The sequence below is a fragment of the Stenotrophomonas sp. SbOxS2 genome, from assembly GCF_013416715.1.
Taxonomy (GTDB): domain Bacteria; phylum Pseudomonadota; class Gammaproteobacteria; order Xanthomonadales; family Xanthomonadaceae; genus Stenotrophomonas; species Stenotrophomonas lactitubi.
In genome coordinates this window covers 145,959-169,294 of sequence record NZ_JAAVXD010000009.1, presented here as the reverse complement: position 1 = coordinate 169,294, position 23,336 = coordinate 145,959, and the positions used below count along the sequence as shown (strand labels likewise).

Genomic DNA, 23,336 nt, shown 5'->3' with positions numbered 1-23,336 from the left:
TTTCAGGCATCCACGCATGGCTGGAATCCACCCGCCCCGCTCTGGTGGGTGCCAACCTTGGTTGGCGCTTTTCCGCCATCCACGCATGGCGGGGATCTATTGCCTGCGCATACCCGCCACGACCAACGTCGCCGCCGCCGCGAACCCGGCCGCCGCCCACAGGTTGGCGTGCAGCCCGAGGCCATCCAGCAGCAGTCCCCCACCCCACGCGCCCAGCGCGATGCCGATGTTGAACACGCCCACGTAAAGCGCCGTAGCGATCTCCACGGCCTTGGGTGCAGCCGCCATCATCCATGTCATCAACCCCACCGATACCCCGCCATAGGCCAGGCCCCACACCAGCAGCACCAGCACACCGCTGGCTGGCGTGCCGCCGGTCAACAGGAACAACAGCGGTGTCAGCAGCAAGCCCAGCGCAATGGCCAGCAGCAACCCACGCGGGCGTCGCGCTGCCAGCAGGCCAACGATGAAGTTGCCGACGATGCCGGCCATGCCATAGGCAAACAGCAGGCCTCCGATCCATGTCGCATCGATGTGTGCCAGCGTGGTGAGCAACGGCCGCACATAGGTGAACGCGATGAAGTGCAGCAGGGTCAGCAGCAGCCCCTGCTGCAGGCCGCGGTTGCCCAGCTGCTGCATGAACTGGCGCGCGCGCACCGAGCCGTCCACCGGCAACGCCGGCACCATCCACAGATGCAGCAGCAGGACGGCTGCACTGAACGCAGCCATCACCACGAAGGCCCAGCGCCATCCCAGCGCCTCGCCGATCAGCGCACCCAGCGGCACGCCCAGCACCGAGGCCGCGGCTACGCCACCGAAGATGATCGAGGTGGCCAGGCCGATGCGCGCTGGCGGCACCAGGCGCGCCGCCAGTCCGCCGGCAATGGCCCATATGCCGCCCATGCAGAAGCCCACCAACACACGCGCGGCCAGCAACCATGCGATGCCTGGCGCCAGTGCCGAGGCGACGTTGGCCACCAGCAGCAGGCCGAGCAGCGCGCACAGGATGCGGCGACGATCAATGCCACCAGCTGCAATCACCACCAGCGGTGCGAACAGCGCCGCCAGCAGTGCCGGCAGCGAGATCATCAGACCGGCGGTGCCTACGGACGCGCCGAGGCTGTCGGCGATGCGGGTCAGCAGTCCGACCGGCAGCATTTCGGTGGTGACCACGGAGAAGGTGGCGAGGCCGACGGCGGAGATGGCCCACCACGGATGGCGGGGCACAGGCGCGGCGTGCGCGGGCGATGAAGTACTCACGGGACCATCCCTGCAGAGGAAGTGGACGAAGCAGAAGTGCGCAGCGCACCCTGCGCGAGCAGGGCGACCAGCAGCACGACACTGCCTGCCACCAACGCGACGACGAAGCCGCTGCGCGCACCACCGGCATCGACGCGCTGCCCGGACAACGCAGCACCCAGTGCCACGCCGATGTTCAGGCCAGCCAGCAACCAGGTCATGCCCTCGGTGAGGCGCCATTCGGGCACGCGCTGTTCCACCAGCGACATCGCCACGATCATGGTCGGCGCGAAAGCCAGCCCAGCCAGCAGCACCGCAGCGGCCAGTGCAGGCAGGGTGCCCACCAACAGCAGCGGCAACGTGGTCAGCGCGGTGGCTGCTGCACCCAGCAGCAACAGGCGCTGCAATGGCACCTGCAGCTTCAACGCACCAAACAGGAGGCCTGCCGCGCAGCTGCCAAGCGCGTAGGCCGACAGCACTGCGCTGGCTGCCAGGGGCTGACCTCGCTGTTCGGCAAAGGCCACGCTGGTGATGTCGACCGTGCCGACGATCACACCCATCGCCAGCATCAGCAATGCGAGCAGGCAGATCTCCGGTTGTCGCAGCAGGGAGCGCGAAGGCGCGGCGCCCTCGCAGCTCTGCAGCGGTGGTTCGGTGCCACGCTGCAGCACCAGTAGAGCCACGCCGACGACCAGCAGCAGGGCGGCAGCCAGCACGCCGGCCTGCGGCCATACCGCCACCGACAGCCCGACCGACAACGGCGGCCCGGCGATGAAGGTGACCTCATCGAACACCGTCTCCAGCGAATAGGCCGTCTGCAGTTGCGGGCGGCCGCGGTGGATCGCGGTCCAGCGCGCCCGCACCATCGCCGACACGCTGGGCATGCAGCCGGCCAGCATCGCCGCAGCGAACAAGGTCCAGTCCGGCGCCCGCAGCACTGTACAGGCCAGCAGGAGCAGCAGGCCTGTCGCGCTGGCCGCGGTGGCCCACGGCAGCACCCTGCCCTGCCCATGGCGGTCGACCCAGCGCGACACCTGCGGCGACAGCAATGCATAGGTGAGCACGAAGGTGGCAGACACTGCGCCGGCCAACGCATAACTGCCGCGCAGCTGCGACAGCAAGGTGATGAGGCCGATGCCGGTCATCGGCAGCGGCAGGCGTGCCAGCAGCCCGGCCAGGGCAAGGCCGGTGGTGCCGGGGGCAGCGAACAGGTCGCGGTACGGGGTGGCCATCGAAATCTCCAGGGCAGCGACTTGCCTGGCGCACGCAGCGCCACGACAATACATACAGAGCGTATGAATAAGAGACTACATTCATACGCTTCGTATGTAAATAATCATGCACTTCGTATGTAAGGAGTTCCGGATGGTCCGTCGCACCCGCGCCGAGATGGAAGAAACCCGCGCCAGCTTGCTGGCTACTGCCCGCCGCGTGTTCAGCGAACAAGGCTATGCCGCCACCTCGATGGACGATCTGACAGCCCAGGCTGGGCTGACCCGCGGTGCGCTGTATCACCACTTCGGCGACAAGAAGGGGCTGCTGGCGGCGGTGGTCGTCCAGCTCGACGCCGAGACGGATGCACGCCTGCAGGCGATCAGCGATGGCGCCGCCGATACCTGGGACGGCTTCGTGCGGCGCTGTGGTGCCTACCTGGAGATGGCGCTGGAACCGGAGATCCAGCGCATCGTGCTGCGCGACGCACGTGCGGTGCTCGGCGGTGCGTCACCGGAATCGCAGCGGCACTGCGTGCACTCGATGCAGCGATTGATCGAACAGTTGATCGCGCAGAATGTAGTCGCGCCGGTGGATGCGCAGGCGCTGGCTTCGCTGATCTACGGCAGCTTGGCCGAAGCAGCGTTCTGGATCGCCGAAGGCGAAGATGGCGATGCACGCCTTCGCCAAGCAACGGCGGCACTGGAGATGCTGTTGCGTGGGCTGAAGTCGACCGGGTAAGGCCTATCCACGCATGGCGTGGATCTACCGTTGCATTCACCCGGATCGCGAGCGTGCAGTAGATCCACGCCATGCGTGGATGCGGCGCCGCGCGGCGGCGCGCCGACCAAGGTCGGCGCCTACCGGGGCAATGCCGGCCACTCGCGCAACACGTCCACCGGCACACCCACCCGTGCGCAGGCACGGGTCGCCAGGCCATCGGGCAGCGCGCGGCGGAACAGCGGCGCCATGCCCTGCATCAGCTTGGCCGACGCCGCTGCCTGCGCACGTTGGCGCGTGCTGCGCTCGAGCATGCCCTCGGCCCAGTCCGGCAGCAGCGCGGCACCAGCACCGAGGAAGATTTCGCGTGACAGGCCGGGCACCGGCACCGGCAGGCGAACGCCGGACAGCACCTGCAGCACTTCGCGCGAGCGTTCGTCCACCACCAGTTCCGGCTGCCGCGCGCAGAAGTACGCATCCACTTCCGCCGCACTGCGCGGCACATCCACCGCGCCCAGCGCTTCGGCCACACAACGGTACTCGTCGTAGTAGCGGTCGGCGATCGCGGCAGGCACCTCACGCCCGTAGCGGCGATAGCCCTGCAGGAAGCCGTAGGCCTCGGTCACATGCACCCACGTCAGCAGCTGCGGGTCATCGGCGGCATACGGCTCACCCTGCGCGGTATGGCCGCGGATCTGCGCGTGGATGCGCCGCACCTTGGCCACCAGCGCTTCCACCTCGCCTGCCGGCGCGTAGCTGGTGCCGGCCACGAAAGCGGTGGTACGGCGCAGGCGGCCGACCAGGTCCTGGCGGAAATTGGAATGGTCGTAGACACCGGCCAGCGCGCGCGGATGCAGGGTCTGCAGCATCAGGGCACACAGGCCGCCGGCCAGCATCGAGGGCAGTTCGGCGTGCATCCGCCAGGTCACGCTGTCCGCACCGAACCAGCCGGGATCGCCCAGCGGGTGGTCGTAGTCGATGCCACTCTGATCACGCGGAAACGCATCCAGTACCCAGCGTCGGATCGGGGCGGTGACGGGGCGGGAAAGACGGTGCAGCAACGGCGGCATCACGGGTCCAGATCGACGGAGGGGCGGACCGCGTCCTGCGCGGTTCCCCCCGATTCTGGGCGATCACGACAGGTACGGCGAGCCCGGCCGCTCAGCGTCGGTTTCATGTGCGCGCGCAGCACGTTTCACCCTGCGACATCTTGTCGCAGGCCATGCGATCAATGCTGCGGCGCACCAATATTCACCTGTTCAGACAGAACCCTTGTGCCGCGTGGCCTTGAGGCCATTGCACCGCTCGCTGGAAGTGCTAGAACTGAACCCGCCACACCGTCCACTGCAGATCGCCGCACGTTCCACCAAGGAGCCAGCCATGATTGCTTTGTTCAAGGGTTTGGGATTACTGCTTCGCGACAACGAGCTCTACAGCAGCCCGTTCGAAAAACAGGTCGCGCACTGGCGCAGCCTCAGCGAACAGCAGATCCGCGATGAAGTGGCGGTGCTGGCCCAGGCCAAGTGCCAATGGCTGATCACTTCGATCGTCGGATGGCAGGCGGCCTCGCTGCTGATCCTCGGCCTGATCACCAATTACCTGTGGCGCGACGATTACCACATCACCTTCACCCGCGTGGTCGTGGTGTTCGGCTCGTGGATCTCGATCCTGTTCGTGATCTGGTTCATGGCCAACATGTTCGACCGCACCGCCGGCTTCGAGCGCTGGATGAAGGCCTTCAACAGCCGCGCCCGCATCACCTCCAAGGCTGACAGCGTCGAGCACGTGGCCGAAGCGCTGGACCTGGCTGAACACTATCCGGAAGTGCTGGACTACAAGCAGGCGGTCACCGCCAAGCGCGAGCTGCGCCACGAGGACATCCGCATCATGACCGAGATCGGGCGCATGAAGCAGCACTCCGAACTGGTGGGTCGCCTGAATCATGTCGGTGAAACCGAACACCATCACGACATGACGCTGCAGCCGGCTTACTGAGCCGAACGCAATCCGGGGGGAGCCACAATGCCACCGTGCTCAGTCACGGTGGCATTGTTCTTTCTGCACGTCGCTGACGCACTGGCGGAAGTCCTTGGGCAGGCCACTGACCTGCTCGGTCTTGCCTACGGCCACCGCGAAATGGCGCAGCGGCGGCGTCGCACAGGCAGCATCGGTACTGCAGCCCGGGGCCAGCACCAGGTAGTGGCATTGCCCACTGCTGCTGGCGATGCACTCGAAACGCGCCACGCCATCGACCACCGTGCTCTTGCTGTACAGCGTGTCCACGCCATTGGCATTGGTGCGGGTGATTGAGGTGTTGCTGGAGTTTTCGCAACCGGCGATGGCCAGCACGGCGGCAGCTGCAAGCAGGATACGGCGCATGTTCGTTCCTCGGTGAATGGCAAAGGCCACGGCTACATGCCGCGGAACAGGCTCATGAACGGCTGGCTGACCACCAGCGTTTCCGCACGCTGGCGCAGGCGCAGCACGCCACGGCCGGTGTCGTCGCGGCTGACCGCTGCGACGGCCTTCATGTTGACGATGGTGGAGCGGTGCACCTGGCGGAAGTGCTGCGGATCGAGCACTTCCAGCAGCTCGCGCAGCGGTGTGCGCAGCAGGCTTTCGCCGGCGGCAGTGACCACGGTGGTGTACTTGTTGTCCGCGCGGAAATAGATCACATCGTCGAGCATGATCAGCTGCGTATCGCGACCGTTGCTGGCGGTGATCCAGGCCAGCGGCGGCCGATCATTGGCGGCCGGGCCTGCACCGAGGCGCTGCAGCAGGCGCTCCAGCACCGCATCGTCCTGGCGCGCGGATGGCAGCCGCGCAAGAATGCGATCGCGCGTGGCCAGCAGCCGCTCGTCGCTGACCGGCTTGAGCAGGTAATCCATCGCACCCTGCTCGAAGGCATCGATGGCGTATTGATCGTAGGCGGTGACGAACACCACCTGCGTTCGCGGGCTCAGTTCGGCCAATGACCGCGCCACTTCGATGCCGCTGATGCCGGGCATGCGGATGTCGAGGAAGGCGATGTCCGGCTGCTTCTCGGCCAGCTGTTCCAGCGCACCGGCACCGTCTTCGCATTCGGCCACCAGCTTCAGCTCCGGCCACAGCCGCCCGAGCTGCTCGACCAGCGAGTGCCGCAGCAGCTCTTCATCTTCGGCGATCAGCGCTTCAAGCGGCATGGCTGGGCTCCTTGGCCGACTGCGGCAGGGTCATGGTGGCGGCAACACCACTCGGGAAATTGGCCACGATCGCCACCCCGGCCTGCTCGCCGCAGGTCAGGCGCAGGCGCTCGCGCAAATTCTTCAGGCCGATGCCGGTACCGCTGGTGCCCTGGCCGAAGCCGAGCCCATCGTCGGCGACGGTCACGGTGACGTGGTCATCGAAACCACGCGCGAGGATCCAGACCGTACCGCCACCGGGCTTGGGCTCCAGGCCATGCTTGATCGCGTTCTCGACCAGGGTCTGCAGCGCCATCGCCGGCAGCTTCACCTCGTGCAGCTCGGTGGGCACCTGCACTTCCACCGCCAGCCGGGCGCCCATGCGGATGCGCAGGATTTCCAGGTAGGCGCGGGTACGTTCCAGCTCCACGCCCAGCGTGGACATCGATTCATCCACCTGCGGCAGCGAACTGCGCAGGTACTGGATCAGGTGGCCCAGCATCTGCTCGGCGCGCGCGGGGTCGGTGCGGGTCAGCACCTGTGCGTTGGCCAGCGAGTTGTACAGGAAGTGCGGCTCGACCTGCGCGTGCAGCAGGTTCAAGCGCGCGACCGACAGTTCCTTTTCCACCTGGGTCTGTTCGGCGGCGGCCTGCTCGTCGCGGCGCTGGTCGGCCACGCGGCGGCTGATCGCGCGGGTCACCGCTTCGGCGTTCTCGTAGTTGCTGCCTTCATCCAGTGCCAGCAGATCGGCCCACCAGCCGGCGTCCGGTTCGAACAGCAGAGTGACGGTGCTGGTGCCCTGCCCCGGCGTTACCGTGGCCAGCACACTGTTGCGCTTGATCGCCAGCCGCGCCGGCAGGTTCCAGCGCGATGGTTGCCGGCCGTTCCACAGGTCGACGCGACGCACATAGGCACGCACCTGCAGGCTGCCGGCAGAACTCTCCACCTCTTCCACCCGTGGCAGTTCGCCGACGGCTGCTTCGACCACCGCAAAGGCCTGGCCGGCATCCATCGGCAGTTCGATCTGCCGGCGCTGGCGGCCGGACAGCGTGGCGCCATCGAGGCGACCGGCCACCAGCCAGACCCGGCGCACGTGAGTGATCGCGCTGCCCAGCGCGGAGATCATCAGGAACATCACCAGCAGCCCGAACACCCAGCCCGGGCCGTCGTTCATGCCGCTGAAGATGCCGCTCCAGACCATGCCGGCAACGAACAGCGCCGCGGCCCAGGCCAGCAGGTGACGGATGATGAGGGAGAAGCTGGCGATCACGGCGGCGCCTTGGTGGAAGGGGTGAGCCGAGCATAGAGCGGCCCTTCGGGCAAACAAGCGGTGTGCGACGAAGGGCCGGAAAGGGTGGATGGAAGCCCTTACGGAAACGCCGGGCATGGCCCGGCGCTACCAGGTGTGGCGGAGCGGCGCCCCGCCTTCCCTTACTTGCGCTGGTCGGCGCTGGCGTCACGCACGGCGCGGAACGCCTCGTCCTTGCTCCAGTTCGGCCAGGCTCGTGAATTGGCCAACTGGTTGCCCAAGGTGTACAGCACTTCCAGGTCGCGGGCGGCGCCGGCGAACACCCAGTCCGGCTGCCACTCGTCGCCCTGCTGGTGGTAGCGCTTGGCGGTGTAGTCCTCGGACGCCTTCTTGCCCGCCGCGACGCCACCGTCCACCCAGTCCTGCCCGGCCGACCAGGACAGCGCCGGCACGCCACGCTTGGCGAACGGGAAGTGGTCGGAACGGAAGAACAGGCCGGCCTCCGGCTTCGGGTCCGGCGTGTAGCGGATGTCCCAGCCCTTGGCCACGTCCTTCAACTGGTCCAGCAGTTCAAAGCGCGCCGCGCCATAGATGCCGAAATCTCGCGACGGACCGAACGGCGCCATGCCGTCCATGTTGATCATCGCCACGGTCTTTTCCAGCGGGTACAGCGGGTGCGTTGCGTAGTATTCCGAACCCAGCAGGCCCTTCTCCTCGGCCGTCACTGCCAGGAACACCACCGAACGCTGCGGACGCGGGGCCTTGGCGAAACCGCGCGCCAGTTCGATCAGCGAGGCGGTGCCGCTGGCATTGTCCAGCGCGCCGTTGAAGATGCGGTCGCCGCGTGCATCCGGTTCGCCCACGCCGATGTGGTCCCAGTGCGCGCTGTAGAGGATGGTCTCGTCCGCATGCGTGCTGCCTTCCAGGCGCGCGGCCACGTTGTGCGAGGTGATCACTTCGGTCTTCACCGCGTACTTCGCATCCAGGCTGGCGCCGGTCAGCGGTACCGGGGTGAAGTCGCGCTGCTGCGCCTTCTTCTTCAATGCTTCGAAATCCTGCCCGGCCGCGCGGAACAGCTCCACAGCCAGATCGCGCTGGATCCAGCCTTCCAGCAGCGGGTGGCTGTCGGCCGGGTTGTCGCGCACTACGTCGAACATGGTGTTGGTGTTGGAACCGGCCACCGTGGCCCAGCCGTACGAGGCCGGTGCGGTCTCATGCACGATCAGCACACCGAGTGCGCCCTGGCGTGCGCCTTCTTCGTACTTGTACGGCCAACGGCCATACCAGGTCATGCCCTTGCCATCGAAGTCGCCCTTGCCGGTCTCGAAGTCCGGGTCGTTGATCAGCACGACGGCGATCTTGCCCTTCAGGTCCACGCCCTTGAAGTCGTCCCAGTTGCGCTCCGGCGCCTTCACGCCATAGCCGAGGAACACCAGCGGTGCCTTGCTGATATCCACGTTGGTGGCGCCGTTCATGGCTGCACGCACGGCAATCTGCTTGCCCTGCTCCAGCGTGATGGTCTTGCCGCCCTGCTGCAGCGACAGCTGCGGGGTGCCAACGATGTCGCCCTTGCGCAGCGGCACGGCCTGGGTCCACAGGCGCTTGCCGTCCTTCAGGTCTCCGCCGGGCTGCAGGCCGGCATCGGCGAACTGCTTGCTGAGGAAGGCGATGGTCTTTTCTTCGCCGGCGGTGGCCGGTGAGCGACCTTCGTAGGCGTCGGAGGCCAGTTCCTTGACGTCGGCGGAGATCCGCGCGCCATCGAATTTCGGCGTGGCCGCCATCAGTGCGCTCGACACCGACAGGGCCAGCACGCCCAGTACTACTCGCTTCATTGCTCTCTCCAGCAGGGAAATCGTTCTGGAGTGTAAGGGGTTCGCCCGGGCGGCGCCCGGGACCCGCCGAAACAACGGCAACAGCCGAAGCAACGGCAACAGCCGAAGCAACAGCAGAAGCTGGTTTCTTGAGGGTAGGCGGGGTGGGTCCGGTTGCGGGGGACGCCGTGAACCCATCCCTGGGGGCTTGGCCGCGGCATCCATGCCGCGGACACCCCCGCAACCGGACCCAGCCCGCCTTCGACAGATCTCCGCAATCTGTCGGAACGGCGGTCTGCTCGGGTAGGTGTCGACCTTGGTCGACACCATGGAGAACGAAAACAAGAAGGGGTCAGATCCCTTTCCCGGCGGGAAAGGGCTCTGACCCCATCTGTGTGTTGCTTGGACGTGTTACCAGTTCGGGTCTTCAGCCGGGGCGGCGGCGGGCTTGGACTTCGGCTTGCTGGCCGGGCGCGCGGCGGCGGCCGGGGCGGCCGATGCGGTTGCGCCGGCGGCTGCCTTGGGCTTGCTGCCCAGCTTCTGGCGCAGTTCGATCTGGCCCGGACGGAAACCACCGCGCATTGCGTCCACGCCCTCTTCCAGGGTGCCGTAGGAGGTCTGCGCGGCAACACGGTCGATGCGGATAGTGCAGCACGGATGCTCGCTGCGGCCGAGCGAGCGGCCCGTCTGCGGGTCCTTCAGCTCTTCGCCCAGGCGCACGGCCTGCCAGCGCTGGCCGACCTGCACGGTGTCACCGCCCTGGCTCAGCACGACCTGGTCGCCATCGACAGACACTACCGACACCGGGAACAACGTGGTGACGATCGTGCTGCCGATCTGGCCGGACAGCGAATCCATCATCGAGGCAGCCATGCTGCGGCCGTTGACCACGCGCGGCAGCGTGCTCGGGCCGGTCGAGGCCAGCTGGTGGTCGAAGCTGTCGGACATCACCACCTGGCCGGTGGTGGCGTTGACCAGGCGCAGGGTGATGCGACCGCCACCGGAGTATGAGGTCACCTGGCGATCGGACATGCGCAGGTTGCGCACGCTGCGCGGGTACTCGAAACGTTCGATGGTCGGAATCAGGATCAGGTCGGTCGCCAGCTGCTGGCCAACGCGTGCGGTGTCCTGCAGGCGCACATTGCCACTGTTGATGTGGTCGATCTCGGCCTGCAGTTCGTCGCCGAACTCGCGGTCCAGCACGATGAAGCGCTGGGTCTGGGTAAGCGTGTCGGACAGCCGCGCGCGGATCGCCTGGGCGACCTCGTCGGCATTCACCCGGCCATCGCCAACGGCATAACTGCCCGACTTGGTACGCGGCAGCGCCACCACGATCTTCGGCTTGCCTTCTTCATCCGGCGCACGGTACTGGACAATCTGCGCGCGGACACGCACCTTCCAGTAGCTGCGCATGCTGCGCCGGGTGACGTCCGAATCGAAGGAGCTGGCACCGCGCTTGGCGTCGACCTTGACCTGTTCTTCGTAGCTTTCCTTGACGCTGGCCGACGCCGAGCCGCCCTTGGCGGAGGCTTCGCCGGAGGCGCTGGCCGATGCCGAACCCTTGAAGCTCCAGCCTTCGTCGCTGGCGCGCACGCGGGCAATGGTTTCTTCGTCGAGCTGGCTCACTTCATCCTGCGAGAGGATTTCATAGCCGAGCACCGCGCCCTGCGAGCCGGCAATCATCTGCTGGGAGAACGCGTCGGCGCGGATATCGCCGACGTGTTCACCGTCCACGTCCACATGCAGGCCTGCGCGCAGGCTCTGCATCTGGCTGGCCACGCGTACGCCGTTGACCTGGGCCACGGCCGACTGCAATGCCGCCAGCACCGCCAGTTCCGGGGTGCTGCCGATACCGTCGGCTTCGCGCGCGACCTGGGTGGTGCCGCCGAAATCCGGCGTGCCACGCAGGGGCGCTTCCTGCACCGGCGCATTGCTGGCCAGTGCACTGGCGGCCTTGTCCTTGGCGGGTGCGGTTTCTGCCGGTGCATCCTGCTTGCCGCAGGCTGCCAGCAGGGCCGCGGCCAGGCCCAGGCCGATCAATCGAGTCGTCGTACGCATGCGGAGCTGCCTCGTATCAGAGCGAATCCAGCATCGAATCGGCGTTGGACGGCACCTTCACCTTGCTCTTCTTGGCGAAGGTCACGGCCGACTTGGTCGAGCCGTACAGGCCCTTGATGAAGCCCGGCGATTCCTTGGCAACCCAGGCACCAGCGGCCAGCTTGCGGCCAACGGTGGCCATCTGGGTGGCGCCCAGGTTCTTCATGCCGGCCGCAAAGCCGCTGGCTTCGCCGCTCAGCTTCTGTGCTTCGGCAGCCGAGGCCAGCAGCGAGACCAGGCCTTCGGCGTAGTGCTGCTTGGATTCAGCGTTCAGTTCCGGCTGTGCGGCCTGGCGCTCGTCGATGGCAGCCTGTGCGGCTTCGCTGACCGACACCGACTTCTTCATCGCGTCGACGTTCACCGAACCGGACGACAGCGCCTGGCGCTCGGCTTCCAGCAGCTGCACCTGCTCGGCCAGGCCGAAGGCGCGGGCGAAGGAGGTCTGTGCCTGCAGCGAGTGCGACTGCGAGCTGACGAAACGACGGACCAGCGCTTCCTGCGCGGCTTCGTCCGGAGCGGCTGCGCTGGCGCTGCTGCTGGAGGTGCCGGTGGCGGCGCCGGCAATGTCCTTCAGCTTGCCGAACTGGGCATGGGCCGGCATCGACAGGGTAGCGGCCGCGATGGCAACGACGAGAGCGGTATTACGGATCATGGAAGATTCCTTTGGGAGAGACGGCCGCGATGCGGCACGTGGAAGCAATGGGTGGCGCTGGTCAGCCCACCGGTAGCGCCGGGCCATGCCCGGCGAGCGCAGCGGCAACGTCAGCGGACCGCCTTGACGTTCAGTTCGTTGATCATCTGCTGGGCCGCCTTTTCGGCAGCCAGCTGCAGCGCATTGGTACGGGCGACGGTTTCGTTCGGGCCGGTACCGGAGAACTGCACCGGGCCCACCGACGACACGGTGCGCGGGAAGCGTCCGGTCACGTCCAGCACCTTGCCGGTGACGGTGACGAACACGCGGGTGTTGCCGCTGGCCGGATCACTGTCGCGCATGCCGACGTCGAGGGTGCCGACGGCGATGTACGGGATGTTCGCCGCGCGGATGCCGTTGGCGGTATCGCGCAGGGTGGCCGCGGACAGATCGTTGCCGGTGCTGAAGTCCTTGCGGATGCGCTCGATGCTGAGCAGGCCGCGCGACTCGCCTTCCACGTATTCGGCTTCAACCACTTCGTAGCCGGCAGCGCTGAAGGCACCGGTCATGGCGGTGTTGACTTCGGCGGCGTTGGCCACCTTCCAGCTGATGTTGTCGCTGCGCGCGGTGGTGCTGCCGCCGCTGGTGACCGACACCGAGCCGTTCTGGTTGATGCTGCCGTTGGTGCTGACCGAGTTGCCGCGGAAGCTGTCGCCTTCACGGGTGTTCTCGCTGTAGCTGCTGCTGGCGTCGACGCGACGGTATTCCTTGTCCTGGAACGACTGCACGGTGTCCTGCGAGCGCGCCATGAACAGGAAGGTCAGCAGCGAGCGCTGCGCAGCGGTGGCACCGGCCACGGCCGAACCGGCATCCAGCTTGGTCTGCAGCAGCGTGGTGTTGATCTCGGCGCGGACGGTGACGCTGTAGGTCTTGGCCTTCTTGTCTTCGGTGTCCGACAGCTGCACCGCGCTGAGCACGTAGCGGTCGATTTCACCGAGGAATTCGGCGCGACGCGATTCAAACAGGCGCAGCTTGGCCGCGCCGGATTCGGCGATGTACGCCTCCAGTGCATTGGCCTTGGCCTTGTTCAGGGCCTGGGCACGGGTATCGGCACTCAGGCGCAGGCTGTAGCTGGCCGAACCGGTACCGCGCGAGCTGGCGGTCTGCGCGGCGACCGGCGAGGCCACCGCCAGGGCGATGAGGATGAGCAGGATGGTACGCATCAACGACATGATTTGATCAACTCCTGGAGGGCTTGGGTCTGTTGCTGCAGCGGGCGTCCGCCCGGCTTCTGCTCGTCCAGCCAGGCGCGCGAATCGGCACGCTTGGCGGCGGCGCCGGCGAAGGCATCGAAGCCGGCCAGCAGGGTTTCGTAGCTGGCCGACCACTGGTCGACCTGCCACTGCGTGACCGGCACCACCTTGGTGGCGCCCTTGCGCAGCGGTTGTTCGAAGTACACCTTGCCGGAGAACGGCTCGGTGACCTTGGCAGTGAAGAAGGCGCCGAACAGCATCGTCTTCATCGCCGGCGTTTCACTGATGACGCCGTTCTTCAGCGCATCCACCTGCAGGCTGATGACGTAGTCCGCTTCGGGGATCTTCAGCTGGTAGACCTTGCCGTCGGCAAAGCGCGCCGCCATGGCACCGCCGATCGCCTGGCCCGAGGCCGGCGGCAGCAGGCCGACACCGGTATTGGACGACAGCGTCTTGGACAGTTCATGGGCAAGCGTGGCACGCAGCGGACCGGCCCACTTCGGGTCGGGCAGCTTGGCCAGCGTGGCGTCGGAGAGGGTCACCGCACCCACCTGCAGGCGACGCGTGGCCGCTTCCGGCAGCTTGGCCTGCGCCAGGGTCGTGGCCAGCACCTGCGACAGGCTGGTATCGGCACCGCCGTACAGCAGATCGGCGACGATCGCGTCGATGTCGTCGCTGTCCGGGCGGTACTCCTGCACGTCGATGCGCTGCAGGGTGAGCGGATAGGAGGCGATCACCTGGCGCTCGCGGAAATCGAAGAACAGCGCCTGCAGGGCCACTTCCACCAGCACCTTGTACTGGTCGCCGATCGGTTCGACCGACACCAGTTCGCGGTCCAGCGCAGCGGCCAGCACCACGGCACTGGTAGTGCCATCGAGCATCGCCACCGGCTGGTCGATCAGCTCCAGGTTGGCCGGCGCGCGGCGCTTCAGCGCCTGTGCCAGGGTCTGGTTGAGCGGAATCAGGCCACGCTTTTCCAGCACGGCGTGCGCATGCGGGGTGGTCGCCTGTACGGCGGCGGCGTCAGCGGTATAGGCAAAGCCGGCCCAGTAGGCCTGCTGCGATTTGTCTGCGGCCTGGCTGGCCAACGGCCATACGGCCAGGCACAGGGCGTAGGCAAGCAGGCGCGCAAAAGCGCGCGGTGCGCTCTTCGTCCTTGAAAACATCCAACCGCTCCTCGGTCATGACACACGAAAGACAGGCGTGAACACGCCCGCTGGGCGCGAAACATAGCCGCTCCGGGGCAAACCGACAAGTGCTGACCTTGTCGGCTTCAATTTTCCGGCGGCAGGCCGGCCCGTTGCCGCAGCAGGGTCCGCTCTGCCTGGTTCTGGCTCAGGGCCGCTGCCGAGGCGAATGCGTCACGTGCATCCTGCTCCCGCCCCAGTTGCTGCAGCAGCTCACCCCGCACCACCAGCAGCGGTGCATAGCCCTGCAGGCGTGGCTCGTCCAGCAAGGGCTGCAACAGCGCCCACGCCGCGAACGCACCTTCGCTGCGCGACACCGCCACCACCCGGTTCAATGCCACCACCGGTGACGGCATCACCTGCAGCAACTGCGCATACAGTGCGGCGATCCGCGCCCAGTCGGTGTCTTCGGCGCGACGCGCACTGGCATGGCAGAAGGCGATCCGCGCCTGCAGCACATACGGATCATCGCCGCCGCCTGCCGACACCGCACGCGCCAATGCCTGCTGCCCGCGTTCGATCTGCAGCCAATCCCAGTGCGCCCGGTTCTGCTGGTCCAGCAGGATCGGCGCGCCCTGCGCATCCACCCGTGCCGCCGCGCGCGAGGCCTGCAGTTCCATCAGCGCCAACAGGCCAAGCGCCGGTGGCGCCGGCATCCGATGGGCCAGAATGCGCGCCAGCCGCAGCGCCTCGGCGCACAGTGCCGGTCGCATCCAGTCGTCGCCCGCACTGGCCGCGTAGCCTTCGTTGAATACCAGGTAGATCGCTTCCAGCACCGACGCCAGCCGTTCCGGCAATGCATCGGCACGCGGCACTTCGTAGGGCACCTGCTTCTGCGCCAACGTACGCTTGGCGCGCACGATGCGCTGGGCGATGGTCGGCTCCGGCTGCAGGAACGCGCGTGCGATCTCGATCGTGGTCAGCCCGCCCAGCAGGCGCAGGGTCAGCGCTACCCGCGCGTCGGCAGGCAGGACGGGATGGCAGGCCACGAACATCAGCCGCAGCAGGTCATCGCCGATGTCATCTTCCAGGGCCTGGCTGTCGTCGGGCGCGGGCAAGGCGGCCGGATGCAGTTCCTCTCCCCATTGCGCATGCTGCTGCGCCACCCGCTGGTGCTGGCGCAGCACATCGATGGCACGGTTGCGCGCGGTGGTCATCAGCCAGGCTCCGGGATTGTCCGGGATGCCCTGCACCGGCCAGCGCTCCAGCGCGGCCAGCCAGGTGTCCTGGGCCAGCTCCTCGGCGCGGCCGACATCACCGCCGAGCAGCCGCGCCAGGCGCGCGATCAACACTGGCGATTCCATCCGCCAGAGGGTGTCCAGGCGCTGGCTCATGGCGGGCTCGTGCATGCAGCGATCACAGCATGCGGGCCCGGCCGGCACAAGCACCGGCATTCACGCGTCCACGATCGGCTTGAAGCCACCCCAGAACATGCGCTTGGTATCGAATGGCATGTCCTTGGGGCCGATATGCGCCAGCCGCGGGTCGGCCATCACCTTCTTGTTGATGCGATCACGCGCCGCGCGCGTGCGGAACACCACGAAGGCCACGATCACCGTTTCGCCCGGCTTGAGCTTCACCGCCTGCGGGAACGACGTCGATTTCCCGGGTTGCACGTCATCGGCCACGCATTCCATGTACTGCAGCGCGCCATGATCCTTCCATACCGCGCCGGCCTGTCGGGCAAGGCGGCGATAGGCCGCCACCTTGTCCTGCGGGCACGGCAGTACGTAAGCATCCACGTAAGCCATGGGGATTCTCCCTGCGACGGCCGGTCAGCCCGGCTCGCCGTCCATGTGTGCGATTTCCCAGAGATGCCCATCCAGGTCCTGGAAGCCGCGCTGGTACATGAAGCCGTAGTCACGCGCCGGCTGTGGTTCGCTGGCGCCGGCAGCCAGCGCCTTGTCCACCATCACGTCCACCGCCGTGCGGCTGTCCGCCGACAGGCAGGTGATCACCTCGGTGTGGCCATGCGCATCGGCAATCGCCTTGGTGGTGAACTGCTTGAAGAACGGCTGGGTCAGCAACATCACGAAGATGCTCTCGCTGATGACCATGCAGGCCGCATCATCGTTGGTGAAGGTCGGGTTGAAGCTGTAGCCCAGCGCAGCGAAAAAAGCCTTGGACGCGTTCAGATCCTGCACGGGCAGGTTGACGAAGATCATCTGTGGTTGCGGTGCACTCATCGGTGAAGCTCCTTGTGGATGAAGGAAGAAGGAATCAGGGCTGCTTCATGCAGTTGACCATCCACGGCTTGCCGTAGCGATCGATCAACATGCCCCAGCGGTGCGCCCAGAACGTTTCGGCGATCGGCATCTGCACCTGGCCACCTTCGGCCAGCGCGGCGAACACGCGTTCGGCTTCTTCGATGCTGTCCACGTCGACGTTGATGGTGGTGGAACCACCCTCGCCTCCACCGGGGCCATCGGCCGCCATCACGATCGCGCTGCCGATCTCCAACTGGCTGTGGGCCACATGGTCGAGCGTATCTGCCGGCATCTCATTGCAGCCCGGCGAGCCGTCGGACGGCGGCATGTCGCGGTACTTCATTTCCGAGGTGACCTGGCCGCCGAGTGCTTTCGCATAGAACGCCATCGCGTCGTGGGCCTGGCCGCTGAAGCCGAGGAAGGGAATCAGTTTCATGGGAATACTCCGTCGATTGGGATGAATGCGCGGCCGTACTCAGGCGCGGTCGAGCTGCTCACGCAGACGCTGTTCCTGCTGCTGTAATTCAGGGGTGAAGGCTTCGCCGAAGTCTTCGGCCGAGATCAACGGGCGCAGTTCCAGCGCACCGCCCGCACTGAAGGGCGCACGACTGGCCCATTCGGTGGCCTCGTCCAGCGAGCGCACCTCCCACAGCCAGAACCCGGCGATCTGCTCGCCGGCCGGACCGAACGGGCCGGTCTCGACCCGCGGCGTACCGCTGCCGAAATGAATACGGCGGCCGCGCTGGGTGGCATGCAGGCCTTCCCCGGCGAGCATGATGCCGGCGGCCACCAGTTGTTCGTTGTAGGCGCCCATGGCGGCCAGTTCCTGTTCGCTGGGCATGCGCCCGGCTTCGGAATCGGCGTTGGCTTTGACGATCACCATCACTTTCATTGCGGTCTCCGCTGGGCTGCGGGTGCGTGCCCTTCTCTCTTACAACGAACCAGGAGCGTGAGGATCGACAGCTTCCGGGAAATTATTTTTATCGCGGAGAGCGCGCCTTCGGCGGGGATCGGCGAACGGCGGGGCCCCTCCGTGGCGGGGTAGGTTGGTCGTGAAGAGCTGCATCTCTGTGGGTTGGCCGGGCGGGTGGGCTGCGCAGGGGACGCCGTGAATACATCCCTGTAGGCTCGGGCGCGCCATCCATGGCGCTTACGCCCCTGCGCAACCCACCCGCCCGGCCACGGACAGGTTCCTGCGACGTCCACCACGGGAAGATCAGGAAAAAAGGGAACAGCAACAGCAACAGCAGTGGGCTGGCTGCCTTGGCTTTGCGAGCGAAGCGACCCGCTTTTGCTCTTGCTTGTGATTTCCCGTGGTGGTGCGGCCACCGGAATCTGTCTGGGGCTGGGCGGGTGGGGTTGGCGGGGTATCCGCGCCATGGATGGCGCGGCTAAGCCTACAGGGACGTATTCACGGCGTCCCCGCCAATCCCACCCGCCCAGCCCCTACTCAGAAATCCAGCTTTCAGCGACCAACCCACCCCACCACGGAGGGGCCCCGCCGTTCGCCGATCCCCGCCGAAGGCGCGCCTCCCGCTCTGCCTTTCGCAGTGCAGCATGCCGCCGCGCAAACCTGCGCGATCATGGACCCCCGCCCCCGCCAGGACTCCGCCATGCAGCAGTACCTGCTTCTGATCTACATCGACCCGTCACTGCTGCGCACCCTGCCCATCGACGACTTCAATACGTTGATGCGCGACTGCCTCGCCCATGCCGACAAACTGCAGGCCGAAGGCACGTTGCTGGCCGCGCAGAAACTGCAGCCGATCGAATCGGCGCAGACCCTGCGCGTGCGCGATGGCCACAGCCGGGTGCTCGATGGCCCCTTCGCCGAAACCCGCGAACTGCTGGCCGGCTTCAACTTGATCGTCGCCCACGACCGCGATGAGGCCATGCGTATCGCGCAGGGCTTCCCGTGGGCACGCTTCGGCAGCATCGAGGTGCGGCCGCTGGAAGACATGGACGCCGAGCGCGAACGCTGCGGCGCCCCCGCTGCGGCTATGGCAGCAGCCGTACCCTGATCTCGCGCGGGCCTACGCCTTCGTTGCCGCTGTAATCGCGCGCGCTGGCACGCACGATGTACTCGCCCGGCGGCAACGCCGCCGGCTGCCAGCGACCGGTTTCCATCAGGCCATCGCGCACGGTGTTGGTCACCAGATAACGGAAGCGGGTGACCGCACTGCCGTGCACGGTGATGCCGCTGTCGGGCGCGTAAGCCACTTTCACCGCCTGCTTCTGCGGCGGCATGCGGTTGAAGACGATGTTCCAGCGCGGTTGCTCGTAGCCCTGCAGTGGCTGCCCGGTGGCATCCAGGATCTGGTAGCCCACCTGGTACGGCCCCAGCCGGCGACGCGGCAGGTTGTTGTCCACCTGGTCCCAGGCTTCCACCACGATCTGCACGCCGCGTCCCTGCCGGGCCAGCAGCACCACGCCATCGCTGCCGGCAGCCAGCGGCTGGTCGTTGTCATCCAGCAGCGCCACATCGGTGATGCGCGGTGCGAAGTGGTCCGCGTAATCCTTGAATCCCAGCGCCACTGCATTGGTCTCGAAACCACCATTGCCCACGGCCAGGTGCACGTGCGCCTGGCTGTTGATGCTGCCCAGGCGGTCGCCTACGTGGATGCGCGTGCCACGCCGCACGCGGATGCGCTCCAGCGTGCCGTCTTCGGCGTACAGGGGCTGCCAGCGCGCGTCGAACGGTTCGCCGCGTGGCGTACGACCGACGCGCATGTGGATGTACTTCAACCGGTCCACGGCCAAGCCTTCAGCCTGCCCGCCCAGGTTCCAGGCGGCAATCGGGCTGCTGATCTTGCCCTCGGCGATCGCCAGCACGGTCTGGCCGACATCGCCGCGCACGTCGAAGCCGCCGTGCAGGTGATGGCGGCTCTCACCCTGGAAGGTGCCGCGCACTTCGCCGAGCGTGCCGACTACTTCATGCCAGCCATTCTGTGGTGCCAGTGGCCAGCGCCCGCCGCTGTCCGGCAGCGCCGCATCGGAGGCCGGCCCGACCAACGCCGGTGCGGGCAGTTCACCCACCGGCAGCGGGCGCAGGCGATGCAGGCGATAGCCTGCGGAGTCGGCCACCAGCAGAGCACCGTCGGCCTCCACGGCCAGGCCACTGGGCCGCGCCAGGCGTGGAAGGCGGTCATTGCCCAGCAGCGCCAGTTGATGGCCCTGCGGGGTCACCTGCACGATGCGCCCGTCCAGGTCACCCACATACAGCACACCGTCGTGCGTGGTGGCCAGTGACAGCGGACCGTTGATGACCTCACCCTTGCCGACTGCAGTGCTGACCATGCCATCGGCGCCGACGCGGCGGATCGCGTTGTTGAAAAGATCGGCCACCAGCAGTGCGCCATGCGCGTCGAAGGCCAGCGCCACCGGCGTATCGAAGCGAGCGTCAATACCGGGCGCATCGGCGAAGCCCGGGCGGTCGCCGCCGGCCAGCGTGCGTACGTTGCCATCGGTACCGATCACGCGGATGCGGTCGTTCCAGGTATCGGCCACGTACACCTGTCCCTGCGCATCCACGGCGATGCCCATCGGTCCATCGAAGCGCGCCTGCACGGCGGGACCATCGGCGAAGCCCTGCTGGCCACCGGCCAGCGTGGTCACCTGTCCATCGGTGCTGATGCGCCGGATCGCATGATTGCCGGTGTCGGCCACATACAGATTGCCCTGTGCATCGGCGGCAATACCCGAAGGGGTGTTGAAACTTGCCTGCAGGGCAGGCCCATCAACACGACCCTCGCCCTGCCCCGCGACCGTTTCGATACGGCCATCGGGCAGGCGGCGGCGGATGCGGTTGTTGTCACCGGCATCGGTGAAATAGACGCTGCCATCGGCACTGCCGAGCAGTGCGTAGGGATCGGCGAAGCGTGCCTGCGCCGAGGCGCCATCGCGATCACCCGGATGACCGTCGCCGGCCAGCAGCTCGATCTGTGCGGTCCACGCCAGCGGCGTCGGTACGGGGCCAGCCGGCACCTGCGGACCGGAGGCGGGGAATTCCCACCAGGTTGCCGCCAGGGCCACCGCTGTTGCCACCACCACCGCACCCACCGCCATCCCTTGCCACCGCGCCATCGTTCCGTTTGCCTGTGCTTGCATGAAGAGGCACGAACGATAATCGCTGCGCCCGTGCAGCGCCATGGCCGATGGTCAGGGCAATCTCACAGCGCTTGTCCTGCGCTGTCACAGCAGGTTCAATGTCCGCTCCATGGACGGAGGCCCACCATGCCCCGCTACACCCCACTTTTCATGCTGCTGTTTGCCGCGCTGACCAGCACGCCTGCCCTGGCCAACGTGCCGCGGACTGCCGCTTCCACCTCGCAGCCTCCGTCCGATGTAGCGATGGATGCTGCGCATGCCGCGTACGCGCAGCAGTGGGATACAGCCATCGAGCAGTCCCGCAGTGGCAATACGCTCGCCGCGCTGATCGCCATGGAACGGCTGATGGACAGTCCGCTGCTGGCCGACTTCGATGCCGAGCGCCGGGGGCGCGCCGCGCAGTTTGCCGGCTGGACCGCCGCCAAGCAGAAGCAGCCCGCACTGGCGCGGCGCTATCTGCAGCAGGCACTGCAGGCATTGCCGGGCGATGCGCACATCCTGGCCACGCTGGTCTCGCTGGACCTCAATGATGACCAGCCGGCAGCGGCAGTCGAGCATCTGACACAGGCGCTGGCGCGTGCCGACGGCCCGCTGCCGATCGACCATCACGCCGTCAGCTACCTGCAGTACCACCTGCGCGAACAGCCCGTGCAGCGCATGGCGCTGCTGCAGGCACTGTTCGACAACGGCTGGAAGAGTGGCGGCATCGAACCCACCGGCCTGTGGCTGGATCTGGCGACGCTGCAGGCCGACAACGGTCGCGGCGATGCCGTACGGGCAACGCTGGCCCGCATCGACACCCCGGCCGAGCTGATCCGCTTGCGCAGCGACAAGCGTTTCGACCGCTACGTGGACCGTGCCGATGCACGCTTCGATCCGGTCAAGGCCGCGCAGGTCCATCTGGACGCCCTGCGCGTATCCGGCCTGCTGGACGGTGACCTGGATGCACGCCTGGTGGATTTCAGCAGCACGCTGCTGATGCTGGACCGCAACGAGGAAGTACTGGCGCTGACCGCTGATCTGGCCGAGGCCGTCGCGGAAGGACAATCGCCGTCCGCTGCCAAAGCGGAGTGGTTGGCGTGGCTGCTCAACAGCCGCATCGCAGCACTGCGACGCCTGGAGCGCACCGATGAGGCGCTGGCGACGGCGAAGCTGGCCGCCCGCATCGGCGCATTCGGTCCGGATGGCCTGGAGCACCAGATGAACCTGGCCTTCGTGCTCAACTCACTTGGCCAGACGCAGGAAGCAGACGCTGCGATGGCCACATTGACCGATCTGAGCGGCTATGGCCAAGCGGCGCAGGCCTTGATCCGTTTCGCCGCCGCCCGCGAGCGTGGTGATGCCACCGCTGCTGCCACAGCACGTGCGGTCATCGTCGCCCAGCGCCAGGGCGCTCGGCTCTTCTATCGCGAGATGCTGCTGGAAGAAGGCGATCTGGATGGAGCCGCAGCGGTGCTGATCGAGCAGCTGCGCTCGCCGCTGGAGCGCAGCGATGCGCTGGCCAGCCTGCAGGACATGCGCGTGTACCCCTCTTTGCCGGGCGATGTGCGCATCGATGCCGCCTGGCGCGAACTCAAGCAGCGTTCCGATGTGCAGGCCGAAGTCTCGCGGGTCGGCCGCATCGAGCGTTACGACCTGGTGGGCAGCGCCACGTCGCGCTGAGCGCCGGCTACTTCGCCGGTACTTCGATACGGATGCCCATCGCCTCGCGATAGCGGGTGTACAGGGCCATCACCTTGTCCACGTAGGCCAGGGTTTCGGCATACGGTGGCACGCCCTTGTAGCGTGCCACCGCTCCGATGCCGGCGTTGTAGGCCGCCGCTGCCAGTGGACGGTCGCCGTTGTAGCGGCGCAGCAGCGCGCGCATGTAGCGGGCACCGCCGTCGATGGACTGCTGCGGCGAGAATGGATCGCGCACGCCGTATTCCAGCGCGGTATCGGGCATCAGCTGCATCACGCCCTGCGCGCCCTTGCTGGACACCGCCAGCGCGTCGAAGTTGCTTTCGGCATGGGCGATCGCCCGCAACCAGGCATCGTCGACACCGGTGGCCTTGGCCGCCGCCTTGAACTGTTTTGCGTGCTGGGCCAGCTGGGGCTTGCCGACCTTGCCGAGGCCTTCATGCGCCGGTTCGCCCGGCGGTGTGGCCACGGTGAACTTCAGGAACACCCGCGAGCCGGGCAGGTTGCGGGTGGAGTAGACGAGCTTGCCGTCCTGTTCGCGCTCGTACAGCACGCCACTGAACACGCCCATGTTGCCCCACAGGTTGGGGGCCTGCACGGCGCTGTCGTCGATCTCCTTTGGCGTGCAGCGCGAGCCGGGCTCCGGTGCGGTGGCGAGGCTGACCGTGTTGCCCTGGACGCAGCGGTAGACCGTGCGCGCAGCGGCCAGCCCTGGCCACAGGCCAGACAGCAGCAACAGCGCGACGAGGGCGGGACGGAGGGACATGGCGGCCGGATGATCC

22 protein-coding genes are annotated in these 23,336 nt (G+C 67.0%); 4 read left to right on the top strand and 18 right to left on the bottom strand.

Annotated elements, in window-relative coordinates; all coding sequences use genetic code 11:
- Nucleotides 1-96 precede the first annotated feature (96 nt).
- Together HFK18_RS21205 and HFK18_RS21200 are read right to left on the bottom strand one after the other, a co-directional pair.
- Nucleotides 97-1,260: an MFS transporter gene (locus tag HFK18_RS21205; RefSeq protein ID WP_180167759.1), complete on the bottom strand. Its 1,164-nt coding sequence runs from the start codon at nucleotides 1,258-1,260 to the stop codon at nucleotides 97-99.
- Nucleotides 1,257-2,471, bottom strand: coding sequence for an MFS transporter (locus HFK18_RS21200; protein ID WP_180167758.1), 1,215 nt, complete (start codon nucleotides 2,469-2,471; stop codon nucleotides 1,257-1,259). Before HFK18_RS21200 ends, HFK18_RS21205 begins: the two co-directional genes overlap by 4 nt.
- Nucleotides 2,472-2,604: 133 nt before the next feature.
- Here HFK18_RS21200 and HFK18_RS21195 point away from each other — a divergent pair, with 133 nt between their 5' ends.
- Nucleotides 2,605-3,192, top strand: a complete 588-nt coding sequence (locus HFK18_RS21195; RefSeq protein ID WP_180167757.1) for a TetR/AcrR family transcriptional regulator — start codon at nucleotides 2,605-2,607, stop codon at nucleotides 3,190-3,192.
- Nucleotides 3,193-3,311: 119 nt separating this feature from the next.
- Here the strand turns inward: HFK18_RS21195 and HFK18_RS21190 are convergent, their stop codons facing one another.
- Complete coding sequence (locus HFK18_RS21190) at nucleotides 3,312-4,241, bottom strand: oxygenase MpaB family protein (protein WP_180167756.1); 930 nt, start codon at nucleotides 4,239-4,241, stop codon at nucleotides 3,312-3,314.
- A 310-nt stretch (nucleotides 4,242-4,551) separates the two neighbouring features.
- On the opposite strand from HFK18_RS21190, the gene HFK18_RS21185 reads away from it, so the two are divergent.
- Nucleotides 4,552-5,166: a hypothetical protein gene (locus HFK18_RS21185; protein ID WP_025878393.1), complete on the top strand. Its 615-nt coding sequence runs from the start codon at nucleotides 4,552-4,554 to the stop codon at nucleotides 5,164-5,166.
- A 39-nt stretch (nucleotides 5,167-5,205) separates the two neighbouring features.
- On the opposite strand, the gene HFK18_RS21180 is transcribed toward HFK18_RS21185, so the two are convergent.
- From HFK18_RS21180 to HFK18_RS21120, 13 genes are all read right to left on the bottom strand, one after another.
- Nucleotides 5,206-5,550: a hypothetical protein gene (locus HFK18_RS21180; RefSeq protein ID WP_180167755.1), complete on the bottom strand. Its 345-nt coding sequence runs from the start codon at nucleotides 5,548-5,550 to the stop codon at nucleotides 5,206-5,208.
- Nucleotides 5,551-5,582: 32 nt separating this feature from the next.
- A complete protein-coding gene (locus tag HFK18_RS21175; RefSeq protein WP_180167754.1) occupies nucleotides 5,583-6,353 on the bottom strand; it encodes a LytTR family DNA-binding domain-containing protein in 771 nt (256 codons plus the stop codon).
- Nucleotides 6,343-7,602 (bottom strand): histidine kinase, encoded by a 1,260-nt coding sequence (locus tag HFK18_RS21170; RefSeq protein WP_180167753.1) that lies wholly within the window; start codon nucleotides 7,600-7,602, stop codon nucleotides 6,343-6,345. Before HFK18_RS21170 ends, HFK18_RS21175 begins: the two co-directional genes overlap by 11 nt.
- Before the next feature lie 161 nt (nucleotides 7,603-7,763).
- Nucleotides 7,764-9,413: a M28 family metallopeptidase gene (locus HFK18_RS21165; RefSeq protein WP_180167752.1), complete on the bottom strand. Its 1,650-nt coding sequence runs from the start codon at nucleotides 9,411-9,413 to the stop codon at nucleotides 7,764-7,766.
- Between the two features lie 390 nt (nucleotides 9,414-9,803).
- Nucleotides 9,804-11,450 (bottom strand): CsgG/HfaB family protein, encoded by a 1,647-nt coding sequence (locus HFK18_RS21160; RefSeq protein ID WP_180167751.1) that lies wholly within the window; start codon nucleotides 11,448-11,450, stop codon nucleotides 9,804-9,806.
- Between the two features lie 16 nt (nucleotides 11,451-11,466).
- A complete protein-coding gene (locus tag HFK18_RS21155; protein WP_180167750.1) occupies nucleotides 11,467-12,141 on the bottom strand; it encodes a hypothetical protein in 675 nt (224 codons plus the stop codon).
- Nucleotides 12,142-12,251: 110 nt separating this feature from the next.
- Entirely contained in the window at nucleotides 12,252-13,352 is a 1,101-nt protein-coding gene (locus tag HFK18_RS21150) for a hypothetical protein (RefSeq protein ID WP_180167749.1), read from the bottom strand.
- Complete coding sequence (locus HFK18_RS21145; RefSeq protein WP_025878385.1) at nucleotides 13,343-14,539, bottom strand: hypothetical protein; 1,197 nt, start codon at nucleotides 14,537-14,539, stop codon at nucleotides 13,343-13,345. The genes HFK18_RS21150 and HFK18_RS21145 overlap by 10 nt, the downstream gene beginning before the upstream one ends.
- A 107-nt stretch (nucleotides 14,540-14,646) precedes the next feature.
- On the bottom strand, nucleotides 14,647-15,909 hold the full coding sequence (locus HFK18_RS21140; RefSeq protein WP_180167748.1) for a sigma-70 family RNA polymerase sigma factor: 1,263 nt from the start codon (nucleotides 15,907-15,909) through the stop codon (nucleotides 14,647-14,649).
- Between the two features lie 45 nt (nucleotides 15,910-15,954).
- Nucleotides 15,955-16,311 carry a DUF1428 domain-containing protein gene (locus HFK18_RS21135; protein ID WP_099821553.1) on the bottom strand — a complete coding sequence of 119 codons (357 nt, stop codon included), beginning with the start codon at nucleotides 16,309-16,311 and terminating at the stop codon, nucleotides 15,955-15,957.
- A 24-nt stretch (nucleotides 16,312-16,335) separates the two neighbouring features.
- A complete protein-coding gene (locus tag HFK18_RS21130; RefSeq protein WP_180167747.1) occupies nucleotides 16,336-16,746 on the bottom strand; it encodes a VOC family protein in 411 nt (136 codons plus the stop codon).
- Nucleotides 16,747-16,780: 34 nt separating this feature from the next.
- Nucleotides 16,781-17,203 (bottom strand): VOC family protein, encoded by a 423-nt coding sequence (locus HFK18_RS21125; protein WP_049454401.1) that lies wholly within the window; start codon nucleotides 17,201-17,203, stop codon nucleotides 16,781-16,783.
- Between the two features lie 39 nt (nucleotides 17,204-17,242).
- Nucleotides 17,243-17,659 (bottom strand): YciI family protein, encoded by a 417-nt coding sequence (locus HFK18_RS21120; RefSeq protein ID WP_180167746.1) that lies wholly within the window; start codon nucleotides 17,657-17,659, stop codon nucleotides 17,243-17,245.
- A gap of 721 nt (nucleotides 17,660-18,380) precedes the next feature.
- On the opposite strand from HFK18_RS21120, the gene HFK18_RS21115 reads away from it, so the two are divergent.
- Nucleotides 18,381-18,788: a YciI family protein gene (locus HFK18_RS21115; RefSeq protein WP_089238385.1), complete on the top strand. Its 408-nt coding sequence runs from the start codon at nucleotides 18,381-18,383 to the stop codon at nucleotides 18,786-18,788.
- Here HFK18_RS21115 and HFK18_RS21110 read toward each other — a convergent pair.
- Entirely contained in the window at nucleotides 18,766-20,850 is a 2,085-nt protein-coding gene (locus HFK18_RS21110; RefSeq protein ID WP_180167802.1) for an SMP-30/gluconolactonase/LRE family protein, read from the bottom strand. The genes HFK18_RS21115 and HFK18_RS21110 overlap by 23 nt on opposite strands.
- 150 nt (nucleotides 20,851-21,000) lie before the next feature.
- Here HFK18_RS21110 and HFK18_RS21105 point away from each other — a divergent pair, with 150 nt between their 5' ends.
- Nucleotides 21,001-22,536, top strand: coding sequence for a hypothetical protein (locus tag HFK18_RS21105; protein ID WP_180167745.1), 1,536 nt, complete (start codon nucleotides 21,001-21,003; stop codon nucleotides 22,534-22,536).
- Nucleotides 22,537-22,543: 7 nt separating this feature from the next.
- On the opposite strand, the gene HFK18_RS21100 is transcribed toward HFK18_RS21105, so the two are convergent.
- Nucleotides 22,544-23,320, bottom strand: coding sequence for a lytic transglycosylase domain-containing protein (locus HFK18_RS21100; RefSeq protein WP_180167744.1), 777 nt, complete (start codon nucleotides 23,318-23,320; stop codon nucleotides 22,544-22,546).
- Nucleotides 23,321-23,336 lie beyond the last annotated feature (16 nt).